This is a genomic window from Agrobacterium sp. 16-2014-1-2a (genome assembly GCF_053522705.1).
Genome location: NZ_JBNWBX010000001.1, coordinates 539821 through 555218, shown reverse-complemented (window position 1 = coordinate 555218; position 15398 = coordinate 539821). Strand labels below are relative to the sequence as shown.

At 58.6% G+C, this 15398-nt stretch carries 10 protein-coding genes; 8 read left to right on the top strand and 2 right to left on the bottom strand.

The genetic code is table 11. From position 1 onward, the window contains the following. The first annotated feature begins 16 nt into the window (after positions 1–16). From nuoN to dnaE, 8 genes are all read left to right on the top strand, one after another. On the top strand, positions 17–1459 hold the full coding sequence (gene nuoN, locus ACQZ45_RS02715) for an NADH-quinone oxidoreductase subunit NuoN (RefSeq protein ID WP_003512691.1): 1443 nt from the start codon (positions 17–19) through the stop codon (positions 1457–1459). Positions 1460–1485: 26 nt separating this feature from the next. Next, on the top strand, positions 1486–2226 hold the full coding sequence (locus ACQZ45_RS02710; RefSeq protein WP_026330818.1) for a biotin--[acetyl-CoA-carboxylase] ligase: 741 nt from the start codon (positions 1486–1488) through the stop codon (positions 2224–2226). A 205-nt stretch (positions 2227–2431) separates the two neighbouring features. Continuing rightward, positions 2432–4099 (top strand): ribonuclease J, encoded by a 1668-nt coding sequence (locus ACQZ45_RS02705; RefSeq protein ID WP_003512693.1) that lies wholly within the window; start codon positions 2432–2434, stop codon positions 4097–4099. A gap of 148 nt (positions 4100–4247) precedes the next feature. Beyond that, positions 4248–4553 carry a DUF1467 family protein gene (locus ACQZ45_RS02700; protein ID WP_003512694.1) on the top strand — a complete coding sequence of 102 codons (306 nt, stop codon included), beginning with the start codon at positions 4248–4250 and terminating at the stop codon, positions 4551–4553. A 684-nt stretch (positions 4554–5237) separates the two neighbouring features. Next, positions 5238–6560, top strand: a complete 1323-nt coding sequence (gene proS / locus ACQZ45_RS02695; protein ID WP_003512695.1) for a proline--tRNA ligase — start codon at positions 5238–5240, stop codon at positions 6558–6560. Between the two features lie 122 nt (positions 6561–6682). Continuing rightward, positions 6683–7990 carry a lipoprotein-releasing ABC transporter permease subunit gene (locus tag ACQZ45_RS02690; protein WP_003512696.1) on the top strand — a complete coding sequence of 436 codons (1308 nt, stop codon included), beginning with the start codon at positions 6683–6685 and terminating at the stop codon, positions 7988–7990. A 15-nt stretch (positions 7991–8005) separates the two neighbouring features. After that, positions 8006–8689, top strand: a complete 684-nt coding sequence (locus tag ACQZ45_RS02685) for an ABC transporter ATP-binding protein (RefSeq protein WP_013635957.1) — start codon at positions 8006–8008, stop codon at positions 8687–8689. Between the two features lie 483 nt (positions 8690–9172). Further along, on the top strand, positions 9173–12673 hold the full coding sequence (gene dnaE, locus ACQZ45_RS02680) for a DNA polymerase III subunit alpha (RefSeq protein ID WP_003512700.1): 3501 nt from the start codon (positions 9173–9175) through the stop codon (positions 12671–12673). A gap of 12 nt (positions 12674–12685) precedes the next feature. Here dnaE and ACQZ45_RS02675 read toward each other — a convergent pair whose 3' ends face one another. Beyond that, positions 12686–13924, bottom strand: coding sequence for a L,D-transpeptidase family protein (locus ACQZ45_RS02675; RefSeq protein ID WP_003512703.1), 1239 nt, complete (start codon positions 13922–13924; stop codon positions 12686–12688). A gap of 165 nt (positions 13925–14089) precedes the next feature. Continuing rightward, complete coding sequence (locus ACQZ45_RS02670; protein ID WP_025593266.1) at positions 14090–15373, bottom strand: DNA polymerase IV; 1284 nt, start codon at positions 15371–15373, stop codon at positions 14090–14092. Positions 15374–15398: the final 25 nt, after the last annotated feature.

Below are 15398 nucleotides of genomic sequence, written 5' to 3'. Positions count from 1 at the left end.
ACAGGACCCGTTGGACATGACCGCTGAAATTCTTTTTGCCAGTCTGCACATCGCGACGCCCGAGCTGATCCTTGCGGTCGGCGCGCTGGCGCTGCTCATGATTGGCGTCTTCTCGGGCGACAAGTCGACAACGACGGTCACGGGCCTCTCCGTGGCCCTGCTGCTCGTCGTCGGTCTCTGGATCGTCTTTGCGCCCGCTTCGGGTGTGGCTTTCGGCGGCGTTTACGTCGCCGATGCCTTCGGCAACTTCATGAAGGTGCTGGCGCTGATCGGCTCGATCACCGCCATGATCCTTTCTGTCGGCCAGAGCCGTTTTGAGCCGGTCGGCCGGTTCGAATATCCGGTGCTTCTGGTTCTGGCGACGCTCGGCATCCTGCTGATGATTTCGGCCAACAACCTGATCTCGCTCTATATGGCGCTGGAGCTGCAGTCGCTTGCACTCTACGTTGTCTGCGCCATCAACCGGGAAAGCCTGCGCTCCACCGAAGCGGGCCTGAAATATTTCGTTCTCGGTGCGCTCTCCTCGGGCATGCTGCTTTACGGCATGTCGCTGGTTTACGGCTTTACCGGCAATACCGGCTTTACCGAAATCGCCCAGGTTCTGACGGCGGAGACCCGTTCGCTCGGCCTCGTCTTCGGTCTGGTTTTCGTTCTTGCCGGTCTGGCATTCAAGATTTCCGCCGTGCCGTTCCACATGTGGACGCCGGATGTTTATGAGGGTGCGCCGACACCGGTCACGGCCTTCCTGTCTGCCGCCCCCAAGATCGGTGCCATGGCGATCTTCGTTCGCATCGTTGTTGACGCTTTCCAGCCGGTCTTTGCCGACTGGCAGCAGATCGTCGTCTTCATCTCCATCGCCTCCATGCTGCTCGGCTCGTTCGCGGCAATCGGCCAGAAGAACATCAAGCGCCTGATGGCCTATTCTTCCATCGGTCACATGGGTTACGCGCTGGTTGGTCTTGCGGCGGGCACCGAGGCGGGTATCTCGGGCGTCATTCTCTACATGACCATCTACATGGTCATGACGCTCGGCACCTTCGCCTGCATTCTCTCCATGCGTCGCAAGGAAATCGGCAATGTCGAAAATGTCGAGGATCTGGCCGGGCTTTCGTCCACCAACCCCTTCATGGCAGTTGTTCTGACGATCCTGATGTTCTCGCTTGCCGGCATTCCGCCGCTTGCCGGATTCTTCGGCAAGTACTACGTCTTCCTTGCTGCCATTGAAGCCAAACTCTATCCGCTTGCCGTCATCGGTGTGATCGGCTCGGTTGTCGGTGCGTATTATTATATCCGCGTCGTCAAGGTCATGTGGTTCGATGAAGCCAAGGGCAGCTTCGAGCGTCCGGCTGGCGAACTGAAAATCGTTTATGCGCTCTCTGGACTGTTCGTCGTCGCCTTCATCGTCTTCGGTGGTGCGCTCGGCAATGCAGTCACGGTTGCGGCAAAGACGTTCTTTTGAGCAATACGCACAAGCATACGGGCCGGATGTCCATCGATGACTTCCGGCACGAGGCGTTGGCGGAAACGCCATCGACCAACATAGAATGTTTCGCCCGGGCAAGGGCAGGCGATGGCGGCAATCTGTGGATCACCGCCATCCGCCAGACTGGCGGGCGCGGTCGCCGCGGCCGGCCTTGGGTGTCTGAACCAGGCAATCTCTACGCTTCGCTTCTTCTCATCGATCCCGCGCCAATGGACCGCATCGGTTCATTGCCGCTTGCCTTTGCGCTCGCCGTCTACCGCGCCATTCGCGCTGTGTTACCGACGGGTGGCGAACCGCTAGAGATAAAATGGCCGAATGACGTGCTGATCGGGCGCCGGAAGACCTGCGGCATTCTGATGGAAGCCGAACTTCTGCCGGATGGACGCCGCGCCATCGTCATCGGCATCGGCATCAATATCGCCCACAAGCCTGAAAATCCGCTTTATCCCGTCACCATGCTGTCCGAACACGGGGCGTCGTGCTCCCCCGACGAGCTGTTCGCGCATCTCTTCCGCGAGACAGCGGATGTGCTGCAAAGCTGGGATGAGGGCAGGGGCGTTTCCGGTGTCATGGCCGGATGGCGGGCGGCTGCCTGCGGTATCGGCGAACATATCACCGTCAATTTTCCGGATCGCTCGATCGGCGGGCGTTTCGTTGGAATTGATGATAATGGTTATCTGCTGCTGGATGAGGATGAGGGCACAAGGCGCTCCATCGCCGCCGGCGACGTGTTTTTTGGATGAGGTGGACGGCGTGTCTTCAAAGACCCGCGCCGAACCTCTTCCCACAGGTTGGAGCTTTCCTGCTGCTCATGAAAAGCAGGGTGACAGACCGGCTCCGCATCGGCCCGGTCGATCATGATGTTTCATGTCCGATGCTGTTAAACGGGCGGCTGGGCGCGGCATATTGCCGTCGCCAGCGCGCTCTCGTGAGTGGATAAGAAGAACAATGACTAAACAGGACGAACTGGTATTTCTGCCGCTTGGCGGCGTCGGTGAAATCGGCATGAATCTGGCGCTGTACGGCTACGGTCCGGAAAGCAAGCGCCAATGGATCATGGTGGATTGCGGCGTTACCTTTGCCGGTCTCGATCTGCCTGGTGTCGATCTGGTTCTGCCCGATATCAGCTATATCGCCGAGCAGAAGAAGAACCTCAAAGGCATCATCATCACCCACGCCCATGAGGATCACTACGGCGCGCTGAACGATCTGTGGCCGGGCCTCAACGTACCCGTCTATGCCTCGGGTTTCACCGCCGGCATGCTGGAGGCAAAGCGCGCCTATGAGGGCAGCCGTGCCGAAATTCCAATCACCCCGTTCAAGGCGGGTGATCGCATCAATGTCGGCCCGTTCGAAATCGAGGCCGTCGGTGTCAACCATTCGATCCCCGAGCCGATGTCGCTGGTCATCCGCACGCCGCTTGGCAATGTCATCCACACGGGCGACTGGAAGATTGACGAGGCGCCGTCTCTCGGTCCGTTGACGGATGAGGCGCGTTTCCGCGCCATCGGCGAGGAGGGCGTGCTGGCGTTGATGTGCGACAGCACCAACTCGCTGCGTGACGGCGTATCGCCTTCGGAGCACGAAGTGTCTGAGGGGCTGCGCCAGATCATTGAAAATGCCGAGGGTCGCGTGGCCATCACCACCTTCTCCTCCAATGTCGGCCGTATCCGCTCCATCGCGCAGGCTGCGGAAGCTGCCGGACGCGAAGTGCTGCTGCTCGGCTCGTCGCTGAAGCGCGTCGTCAACGTTTCGCAGGATCTCGGCATCATGGAAGGTATCAAGCCGTTCCTGGCTGAAGACGAATACGGCTATATTCCGCGCAACAAGGTGGTCGTCATTCTCACCGGTTCGCAGGGCGAGCCGCGGGCAGCCCTTGCCAAGCTTTCGCGCGATGAGATGCGTAATGTAGCGCTGGCTGCCGGTGATACGGTAGTATTTTCCTCGCGCGCCATTCCCGGCAACGAAAAGGCGATCATCGAGATCAAGAACGGCCTGATAGAGCAGGGCATCCATATCGTTACCGACAATGAGGCTTTGGTGCATGTCTCCGGCCATCCCCGCCGTAACGAACTTCTGAGGATGTACGAATGGACCAAGCCGCAAATCCTGGTGCCGGTGCATGGCGAGGCGGCGCATCTGGTGGCGCAGAAGGAACTGGCTGAACAGGCCGGCATTTCTCAGGTGCCGAAGGTTCGTAACGGCAACATTCTGCGTCTGGCGCCTGGTCCTGCGGAAGTCATCAACGACGCACCGCACGGCCGCGTCTTCAAGGACGGCAACCTCATCGGTGACCTCGACGAGATGGGGATCAGCAATCGTCGCAAGCTTTCCTTCGCCGGCCATGTCTCCGTCAATGTGCTGCTGGACAGCCGCTACGACTTCCTCGGAGATCCCGATGTCGTACCTTTCGGCCTGCCGGAATTCGATGATGAGGGCGAGGACATGGAAGATACGCTCTATGACGCCGTACTCGGCGCCGTGGAAAGCATCCCTCGGGCCCGCCGCAAGGATCTTGCGCTGCTGCGCGAGTCAGTGCGCCGCGCCGTACGCGCCGCTGCCAATCAGGCATGGGGCAAGAAGCCGATCGTGACGGTTTTCGTCACCAAGGTCTGAACCGGAAAATCCCGGGTTTTCAAACCGTCACGCCCCGTCATGTCCGGGCCATCTCGGACATGACGCAATCGCCGTCCGCGATCGTTCCTTCTCCTCTCTTGCAGCTTTTTATACATCTTGCAGGGAAGTGATTCCGGTTCGCGGATGAATGCGTTACAAGGGGCGCATCACGCAGGAGGACGTCATGCCGCTTCTTTCGGTCTTCGCCATTTATTTCATCGTCTGGTGGACGGTGCTTTTCGTTGTGCTGCCGATTGGCCTTCGCACTCAGGAGGAAGACGGCGATGTGGCGATTGGCACGGTTGCAAGCGCCCCGTCAAGGTTCAGGGGCGGGCGCATCGTGTTGTGGACAACGCTGATATCGGCTTTGATCTGCGGGCTCTGGTACGGCGTAACCTGGTGGTTCGGCGTCAGCATGGACGACCTTCCGAGAATTATCCCGGTTTTCGACTGAAGCACTTCACCCACGCGCCAGGATTAAGCGCGCCGTAGATTTGCAGCGTGGTGGGCTTCGTGATGCGATTTAAGGCAACATAAGCTGTGCTGCCGTTTTATGAACGGTCGCTACAAGATGCGCCAGTGCTGTCACATGGATGTCATATCAGTCGTGCACACACCATGAGAGTGTCTGGCGGGCAATTCGCTGTCACAATTTTACCGAAATAACCATTCGGGGTTGTGAACTTCGCCGGAATCAAAAAAAAACAAGGCATTTCAGCCTTGTTTTTCAGGTTTCGCGTGATCTGTAACCGTTACCGGGGCAGCGACAAGCGCGCCTAAGATCGAATCCTCCCAAGACTGACCGCGAAAACGGCAAGAATTTAGACTTCCTGCCTCTTTTGTGAGCTAAAGTTAGCCCAATCACCCATGCTTGTCATCTCATTTTTTGCATATTTGTTACAGTCGGCAAAAAATTCCCTGTGGTGCAATTTGTCGCACCGGATCAAGAATAATATTCCGGCCAAAGCGTTTTGACGCGAATTAGCTATCGCGAAAATGCCACGAAATCGCCTGGGCAGGTCTTTGCATGGCGGGTTTTCTTCTTGGTCAGAAACAGCTATGTACGGCGCCAATATCCCTCTATTCGGGGCGATTCCCGCGCCTTTGCGTGTTGTTGCCCATACCAATGGAAGTCGTCATGCGTCTCAGCCGTTATTTCATGCCCATCCTGAAGGAAAACCCCAAGGAAGCGGAGATTGTCTCCCATCGCCTCATGCTGCGTGCGGGCATGATCCGGCAGCAATCGGCTGGCATCTATTCCTGGCTACCGCTCGGCAAGCGCGTTCTGGACAAGGTCAACAGGATCATCCGCGAGGAGCAGGATCGCTCGGGCGCGATCGAGCTTCTGATGCCGACGCTGCAGACGGCTGAGCTGTGGCAGGAGAGCGGCCGTTATGACGATTACGGCAAGGAAATGCTGCGCATCAAGGACCGTCAGGACCGCCAGATGCTGTATGGCCCCACTAACGAGGAGATGATCACTGACATCTTCCGGTCCTATGTGAAATCCTACAAGAACCTGCCGCTGAACCTCTATCATATTCAGCTGAAGTTCCGCGACGAGGTGCGCCCCCGTTTCGGAACCATGCGCTCGCGCGAGTTTCTTATGAAGGATGCCTATTCCTTCGATCTGACCAAGGAAGACGCGATCCACTCCTATAACAAGATGTTCGTGGCTTACCTGCGCACATTCGAACGGCTTGGCCTGCGCGCCATTCCCATGCGTGCCGATACCGGCCCGATTGGCGGCAATCACAGCCACGAATTCATCATTCTGGCCGATACTGGCGAATCCGAAGTCTTCTGCCACAAGAGCTTCCTCGACCGCGCCATCCCCGCCGATGATACCAACTTCGACGATGTCGCAGCCCTTCAGGGCGTTTTCGACGAATGGACGGCCGACTATGCCGCCACCTCGGAAATGCACGACGAAGCTGCTTATGACGCCATTCCCGATGGCCAGCGCCTTTCCGCGCGCGGCATCGAAGTCGGCCACATCTTCTATTTCGGCACCAAATATTCCGAGCCGATGGGCGCCAAGGTGCAGGGTGCTGATGGCAAGGAACACCCCGTTCACATGGGGTCCTACGGCATTGGCCCGACACGCCTTGTTCCCGCCATCATTGAAGCATCGCATGACGAGAACGGAATCATCTGGCCGGCTTCGGTCGCTCCTTTCGATGTCGTGATTATCAACATGAAGGCAGGTGACGCAGCCTGTGATGCGGCGTGCGAAAAGCTGTATTACTCGCTCTCCAATGCCGGCAAGGATGTTCTTTATGACGATACGGACGACCGCGCGGGCCAGAAGTTCGCGACTGCTGACCTGATCGGCGTGCCGATGCAGATCATCGTCGGCCCACGTTCGGCAGCGAACGGTGAAGTCGAGGTGAAGGATCGCAAGACCGGCGACCGTGAAACCGTCACAATCGAAGCGGCAATGAACAGGGTGCTTGGCTAAGCGCGAAATGGTGAAAGTGACGAGCGGTTTTCGCCTGAAATCCGCTCCAGCTTTATGAGATCAAGATCAGGGGTCGGTTTTTTGTGAAAACCGGCCTTTCAAGTTCAGATCAGGGAGACGACATGGCAAAAGCCGAGGCTGACAAGGGTGCGGCTCCTTCCGCCCGGGAAAGGACCGCCCGGCCGTTTTCTGCTTTCGAGCGCATGGTGGCCTGGCGCTATCTGCGGTCGCGGCGCAAGGAAGCGTTCATATCCGTCATCGCCGGCTTTTCCTTCGTCGGCATCATGCTGGGCGTCGCGACGCTTATCATCGTCATGGCTGTCATGAACGGTTTTCGCACCGAGCTGATTTCGCGCATTCTCGGCATCAACGGCCATATGATCGTCCAGCCGATCGACCAGCCCTTCAACAATTACGATGAGCTGGCGAAGAAGTTCTCCGCCATTCCGGGCGTGACGATGGCCCTGCCGCTGGTAGAGGGGCAGACATTGGCCTCCGGTCGCGGTGGCGCCGGCTCCGGTGCGCTCGTGCGCGGCGTTCGCCAGGACGATATCGACAAGATCAAGGAAGTCGCCACCAACGTCAAAACCGGCGATCTCGTCGGCTTCATGGCGGGCGACGGGGTTCTGGTTGGCTCAAGGCTTGCCGCACAGCTTGGCGTGACGGCGGGCGACGATATCACCCTCATTTCGCCTGAAGGCGATGTGACGCCGATGGGTGTCAACCCGCGCGTCAAATCCTACAAGATTTCGGGCGTCTTCGAGATCGGCATGTCGGAATATGATGCGTCGATGATCTATATGCCGCTGTCCGAAGCCCAGCTTTATTTCAATGCCGAAGGCCTGGTGCAATCCATCGAGCTTTACGTCAGTCGCCCAGACAATGTCGACGGCATCCGCCCGCTGGTGGAGCAGGCAGCTGAGCGGCAGATCTATATCACCGACTGGAGACAGCGTAACCAGACCTTCTTTTCCGCCCTGCAGGTGGAAAGAAACGTGATGTTCATGATACTGACGCTCATCGTTCTGGTGGCGGCGCTCAACATCATTTCCGGCCTCATCATGCTGGTTAAGGACAAGGGCAGCGATATCGCCATTCTGCGCACCATGGGCGCCAGTTCCGGCGCCGTCATGCGTATCTTCTTCATGACGGGAGCTGCCATCGGCACGGTGGGCACATTCGCCGGTGTGGCACTCGGCGTCATCGTCTGCCTCAATGTGGAATCGATCCGGCAGTTCTTCTCCTGGGTATCAGGCACGGTGCTGTTTGATCCGCAGCTCTATTTCCTCAGCCAGCTTCCGGCCGAAATGGATATCAGCGAGACCATTACCGTCGTCATCATGGCGCTGACGCTTTCTTTCCTGGCAACCATCTTTCCGGCATGGCGGGCTTCCAAGCTCGATCCGGTGCAGGCCCTGCGTTACGAATAAGGACCGCTTCACAATATGGCAAAAAAATCAGTGCTGCGGCTTACCGGCGTCGAGAGGACCTATGGTCAGGGCGAGACGTCGCTCTCCATTCTGCGCAAGGCCGATTTCGAGTTGAAGAGTGGTGAGATGGTGGCGCTTGTTGCCCCCTCGGGCACCGGAAAATCCACGCTGCTGCATCTCGCCGGGCTTCTCGAGCATCCGGATGCTGGCGAGGTCTTCATCAATGACGCGCCCTGCAATGGTCTGCCGGATGAAAAGCGCACGGCGATCCGCCGCAGCGACATCGGTTTTGTCTACCAGTTCCATCATCTGCTGCCGGAGTTCACGGCGGTGGAGAATGTGATGATGCCGCAGCTCATCGCCGGTTTGACGCAGGGCGAGGCCCGCAAGCGTGCGAGCGCGCTGCTCGATTACATGCGGGTCGGCCATCGCGGCGAACATCGCCCTGCTGAGCTTTCCGGCGGTGAACAGCAACGTGTGGCGATCGCGCGTGCCGTTGCCAACGCACCGCTCCTGCTTCTCGCCGACGAGCCGACCGGCAATCTCGATCCCGAGACCGCGCATTACGTGTTCGATGCGCTGGAAGCGCTGGTGCGCCAGTCCGGCCTTGCCGCACTGATCGCCACCCATAATCACGAGCTTGCCAACCGCATGGACCGCCGCGTGACGCTTGCAGACGGCAAGATCGTAGACTTCTGATCGTGATGCAGTAAGGCGACCATAGCGCCGCCTTTGCGATCTTTTCTGCGGCTGAGTCTGTCTACGTTCAGGTTTCCCGCGAAGCCACTCGTCCTTCCACAATTGAATTTTCACGAACCCGGAGGTGTTTTTGCCTCCGGGTTTTTTTGCTTTGGAGTCAGTGGCTTGCCATTCACGAAGGTGGAACCGCAGCCGATTCTGCCGCGTTAGCAAGGAGACTATCAATAAAAGCCTGTTGACAATCGAACAAAATGAGAACAAAGTTAGAACATAACGAGTAAGGAGAGACCAATGACTGATTTCATCCGTGACGTTGCCGCTTTCGCCTCCATCGCTGTGTTCGTCGCCAGCTTTTCGGTGATCCTCACTGCCCTGTGAAGGGCACACCGGCGCAGAAGCCTGTATAGACGCCGAAAGGCGGTGGACTTTGAAGGCCGAAAATCGGAAAATCGCCCCCTCGATTCAGAATGACAGGATGACGATATGGGCGAGACGGTTACGCGTGGAGAGACCTCTGGCGAAACGCTGAAAACACCCGGTTTCGTCCATCTGCGGGTTCACTCCGCTTACTCCCTGCTTGAGGGGGCTTTACCCCTCAAGAAAATTATGTCCAAGGCCGTTGCAGACGGCCAGCCGGCCATAGCCATTACCGACACCAACAATCTTTTCGTCGCACTGGAGTTTTCCGAAAAGGCGCGTGATGAGGGCTTGCAGCCGATTATCGGCTGTCAGGTGTCGATCGACATGCAGGATGCGGTGGATGATCGCCGCAATCACAACAGCCACCTTGCCAAGCTTCCAGCCATCGTGCTGCTCGCGGCTGATGCCGGAGGGTACGAGCGGCTGGTGGACCTTATCAGCCGCGCCTATCTGGAAGGCGAAAGCGGTGGCCAGTCCGTGCATATTACCCGTGCATGGCTGGAGGAAGCCTCCAATGCCGGGCTGATTGTGCTGACGGGTGCCTCCGGTGGTCCGGTGGATATGGCTCTGAAGGAAGGGCATGCGGCGCAGGCGAGAGAACGCCTGCTGGCGCTGAAATCACTCTTCGGTGACAAGCTTTATATCGAATTGCAGCGTCAGTCCGGTTTCGACCGCGTCCATGAGCGGCGTATGATTGGACTTGCTTATGAACATGATATTCCGCTGGTCGCCACCAACGAGGCGTTCTTCCCTTCGAGGGCCGATTATGAGGCGCATGACGCATTGATGGCGGTGGCGCATAACGCCATCGTTTCGGATGACAGCCGGTTCCGCCTGACCCCCGACCATTATATGAAAAGCCGTGAGGAGATGGCGGAGCTGTTTGCCGACCTTCCGGAGGCACTGGAAAACACCGTCGAAATCGCAATGCGTTGCTCGTATGTGCTGAAGAAGCGTGGGCCGATCCTGCCGCGCTTCACCGGTGCCAGCGACGATCCCGAAGCGGCGCAACGGGCAGAGGCCGAAGAGCTTCGCCGTCAGGCCGTCGAAGGTCTTGATCTTCGCCTTGCGGCCCTCGGCATGGCACCTGGCTACACAGAGCAGGAATATCGCGACAGGCTGGATTTCGAGCTTGGCGTTATCGAACGCATGGGTTTTCCAGGTTACTTCCTGATCGTTGCGGACTTCATCAAATGGGCCAAGCAGCAGGATATTCCGGTCGGCCCCGGCCGCGGTTCGGGTGCAGGCTCGCTCGTGGCCTATGCGCTGACCATCACCGATGTCGATCCCCTGCGCTTCTCGCTGCTGTTCGAGCGCTTCCTCAATCCCGAACGCGTGTCGATGCCCGACTTCGATATCGACTTCTGCCAGGACCGCCGCGAAGAGGTGATCCGCTACGTGCAGCGCAAATATGGCCGCGAGCAGGTGGCGCAGATCATTACCTTCGGTTCGTTGCAGGCTCGCGCGGCATTGCGCGACGTCGGCCGCGTGCTGGAAATGCCCTATGGGCAGGTGGACAAGATCTGCAAGCTGGTACCCAACAACCCGGCCAATCCGACGCCGCTGTCAAAAGCGATCGAGGAAGAGCCGCGTCTGCAGGAAGAGGCGGACAAGGAACCCGTCGTTGCCCGACTTCTGGATATCGCCCAGAAGATCGAGGGGCTTTACCGTCACGCCTCCACCCATGCTGCCGGTATCGTCATCGGTGACCGGCCGCTGTCGAAGCTGGTGCCGATGTATCGCGATCCGCGCTCCGACATGCCGGTTACCCAGTTCAACATGAAGTGGGTGGAAAGCGCAGGCCTCGTCAAATTCGACTTTCTCGGTCTGAAGACGCTGACGGTGCTGAAGGTTGCCGTCGATTTCGTTGCCAAACGCGGCATCAAGGTCGATCTCGCCGCAATTCCGCTGGACGACGCCAAAACCTACGAGATGTTGTCACGCGGTGAAACTATCGGCGTGTTCCAGGTGGAAAGTGCCGGCATGCGCAAGGCGCTTATCGGCATGCGCCCGGACTGCATCGAGGACATCATTGCGCTGGTGGCGCTTTATCGTCCGGGTCCGATGGAAAACATTCCGGTCTACAATGCCCGCAAGCATGGCGAGGAGGAACTGGAGTCGATCCACCCCACCATCGACCACCTCCTGAAGGAGACGCAGGGCGTTATCGTCTATCAGGAACAGGTGATGCAGATCGCCCAGGTTCTGTCAGGTTATTCGCTCGGCGAAGCCGATCTTCTGCGCCGCGCCATGGGCAAGAAGATCAAGGAGGAGATGGACCAGCAGCGCGAGCGCTTCGTCGACGGCGCGATCAGAAACAACGTGTCGAAGCCTCAGGCCAACACCATCTTCGACCTTCTGGCGAAATTTGCCAATTACGGCTTCAACAAGAGCCACGCCGCCGCTTACGCCATCGTGTCCTATCAGACCGCCTATATGAAGGCGCATTATCCGGTGGAGTTCCTCGCTGCCTCCATGACGCTGGATATGGCCAACACGGAAAAACTCAATGATTTCCGCCAGGATGCCAGCCGTCTCGGCATAGAGGTCGTGGCACCTTCGGTGCAGACGTCCTTCCGGCAGTTCGAGACGGGTGAGAACCGCATCTATTATTCGCTGGCCGCCATCAAGGGCGTGGGCGAGGGCGCGGTGGAACACATCGTTACCGTGCGCGACGGCAAGCCATTTGCAAGCCTGGAGGATTTCTGCCTGCGCATCGATCCGAAGCAGATCAACCGGCGTGTGCTCGAAAGCCTCATCAACGCTGGCGGTTTCGATTGTTTTGGCCGCGACCGCGCCGAGATGATCGGCGGGCTGGACCGTATCATCGGTTATTCGCAACGCGCGCAGGAAAGCCGCGTTACCGGCCAGTCGGACATGTTCGGCTCCGGCGGCGCAAGCGGTCCGGAAAAGCTCATCCTGCCTGCCTTCCAGCCGTGGCTCGCCTCGGAAAAACTGCTGCGCGAATATCAGGTGCTCGGTTTTTACCTGACCGCACATCCGCTCGATACCTACCGCCCCGTATTGGAAAAGTTGCGGGTGCAGAATTTCGCCGATTTTTCCGCCGCAGTGAAACAGGGTGCGACCGCCGGGCGTCTGGCCGGCACCGTCACCGGCAAGCAGGAGCGCAAGACCCGGACCGGAAACAAGATGGGTATCGTCACCTTCTCCGATGCCTCCGGCCAATATGAGGCGGTGTTGTTTTCCGAAGGGCTTGCCCAGTTTCGCGATCTGCTCGAGGTGGGCAAATCGCTTGTTATCACCGTGCAGGCGGAAGAGCGCCCGGAAGGCATCGGTCTTCGCATCCAGACGGCGCAATCGCTCGAGGAGAAATCCGTCCAAATGCAAAAGGCGTTGCGGGTTTATGTGCGCGATTCTGGCCCGCTGAAAACCGTCGCCCGCCACCTCAATACCAAAGGTGACGGATCGGTTTATTTCATCGTCATCAAGGACGAGGGGAGCCGTGAGATCGAGGTGGAGCTGACGGAGAAATACCGTATTTCCCCTGAGATCGCCGCCGCACTTCGCTCTGCCCCCGGCGTTGTTGATGTGGAGCTGGTGTGAGGCCTCAAGCCCTCAAACCGGCCCTTCCTTTGTCACGGTAATGAAGTCCGTCCCCACCCCTGTCTCCATCTGGTGACTGAGGTCGGAAACGGTAATCGAACTGCCGGTTGAAAGCTCTTTCTCGATTCGGGAGCGAATTTCAGCCGGTATTTCGAGGCGATCGAGCACGGCGCTTAGCTGGTCAAAGCCACCGGGCGCTTCGGTAACGGTGATGCCGAGCCGCTTGCGGGCTGCGGCCGGCAGATGGTTTTCCAGTGTTACGCCATTCCATTCGGCGGTTCCGGCTGCGCGGTTGACGGCAACGGCTTCGAAGAAATGCGTTCCGAGTGCCACCTCGGGATCCTTGATGTCGATCGCAGCCTCGAATAGCGGCTTGAAATCCTGTCGCACCATGATCTGGCCATTCGGTGGATGATCTTCGCCGGCGGATGCGTAAAGCGCAGCGACGAAATCGTCGGTCAGTAGCGGCCCGGTGGTTTTCAGCCCCTTCCAGCGCTTGAACCCGTTGACGGCGCTGATCGTCATTTCTCCGGTATAGCCGTCCGGTGCGCCGGCATCGAAGCCAAGGCGCGTCAGTACCGCCTGAATATCCATCACCTTTTCGCGCTCGCCGCGCCGGGTGATGAGGATGCGCAAGGGCGAGGGCTCCTTGCCTTTGGCCATCGGTTTGATGGCTTGCGTTTTTTCATTCACGGCCACCTCAACGGTGCCCAATACGGCGTCGAAGGTCGCGGGGCGCAGCTCGACGTCGGATAAAAGCAGCTTGCCGTCATCGGCATCGTCCCGCGGCTCAAACAGGGCTGAATGTTGTACGGAGCGCAGAGAAACCGGCCGGTCGGTGATGATGACATGCACGCCATAGCGGGTCTCGCCGAACAGCGACTGCGCGAATTTCGAAGGCAGGCGCACGCAGCCATGCGAGGCCGGGTAATTCGGCACCTTGCCTTCGTGCAACGCGATGCCCGACCATGTCAGTCGCTGCATGAAAGGCATGGGCGCGGCCGAGTAGATGTTCGATTCGTGGTATTTGCGTTTTTCCAGAATCGAAAAAATGCCGCTCGGCGTCTCATGCCCGGCCTTGCCGGTTGAGACCTTGGATGTAGCAACGATCTCGCCGTTCTCGTAAAGCGCCAGCGATTGATCGCTTTTCGAAACGACGATCTGCAGGGACTTGTTGTCGGCGGCAAGCGCCGGAAAGGCAAGAATGCTGGCCGACAGCATGCCGGTCAGAAGACGGAAGCGAAGGGACATGACGCAATACACCACATGCACAAAACTTCGTTTACTCAACCACGCGAAGTTTAATGAAGTTTAAGGATAGGGCGTCTGCCACATCACTAATTTGTGTAATATCTAAAATATGGGCGGGGTGTTGCAGGCCGCAGGGTTTCACGGCGTTTGCAAGCGGCATGGCCGCTATTTGCGTGTGCCGAAAGTGTAGCCGGTCTCGACGCTGCCCTTGCCGAACTTGTCGCGCAGCTTGTCCATTGCCGCTTCCGCCGCCGCCCGCCGTTCTGCCTGCCTGTCGACGAGATCGGGAGGATCGGCAAGGTCCGCATCGCGCAGATCACTGACACCTATGCCGATCAGGCGAAACTTGGTGCCGTCGGTTTCTTTCGCAAGCAGCGAAAGGCCGGTGCGGAATATGCGGTCGGCAAGCTGGGTCGGGTCATCAAGCTTGCGGTTGCGGGTGCGGAGTTTGAAATCGGCCGTCTTCATTTTCAGTACAACCGTCTGGCCGGAAATGCCGCTCTTCTTCAGGCGCCAGGCAACTTTTTCGGAAAGCGACCGCAGGATCGGTACGAGGTCCTCGTGGCGGGAAATATCGTTGAAGAAGGTGGTCTCGGAAGACACGCTTTTCACGGGGTCGTTATTGTGCACGTGCCGTTCATCGATACCGCGCGAAAGCCGGAACAGCCGTTGTCCCATCACGCCATAGCGGCGCATCAGGTCGCCTTCCTCCATCTCCTGCAACTGCGCGATCATGCGGATGCCGTCCGCCTCCAGCGTCGCCGCAAACGCCTTTCCAACGCCCCATATCGTCGTGACGGGCCGTGCTGCCAGAAAGGAAAGCGCTTCCGCTTCGCCGATCACCGAAAAGCCGCGCGGTTTTTTAAGGTCGGACGCGACCTTGGCCAGAAATTTGCAGTAGGACAGCCCGGCCGAGACGGTCACGCCCACTTCTTTTTCCACCCGTTTCACAAATTTCGCCAGAACCCGGGCAGGTGGATCGTGATGCAGCCTCTCCGTTCCGGAAAGATCGAGAAACGCCTCGTCTATGGATAGCGGCTGCACGAGCGGCGTCAAATCCTGCATCATGGTTCGGATCTGACGGCCGACGCGGCTATATTTTTCCATGTCGGGCTTGATGACCACGGCGTCCGGACAAGCTTCCAGCGCCTTGAACATCGGCATGGCGGAGCGCACGCCCTGGATGCGGGCAATGTAGCAGGCAGTGGAAACCACGCCGCGTTTTCCGCCGCCGATGATCAACGGCTTGTCGGCAAGCTCGGGATTGTCCCGTTTTTCAACGGAGGCGTAAAAGGCGTCGCAATCGATATGGGCGATGCTGAGGTCGTAGAGTTCGTCATGGTAGACGAGGCGGGGACTGCCACAGGCGCGACAACGCCTCAGGTCCGCTGGCTGGCCGGCCAGACAGTCGCGGCAAAAACCGGGATCATAAAGATGCGACGTGGACATGGGCCGAAAACAAAACCAGAACGTC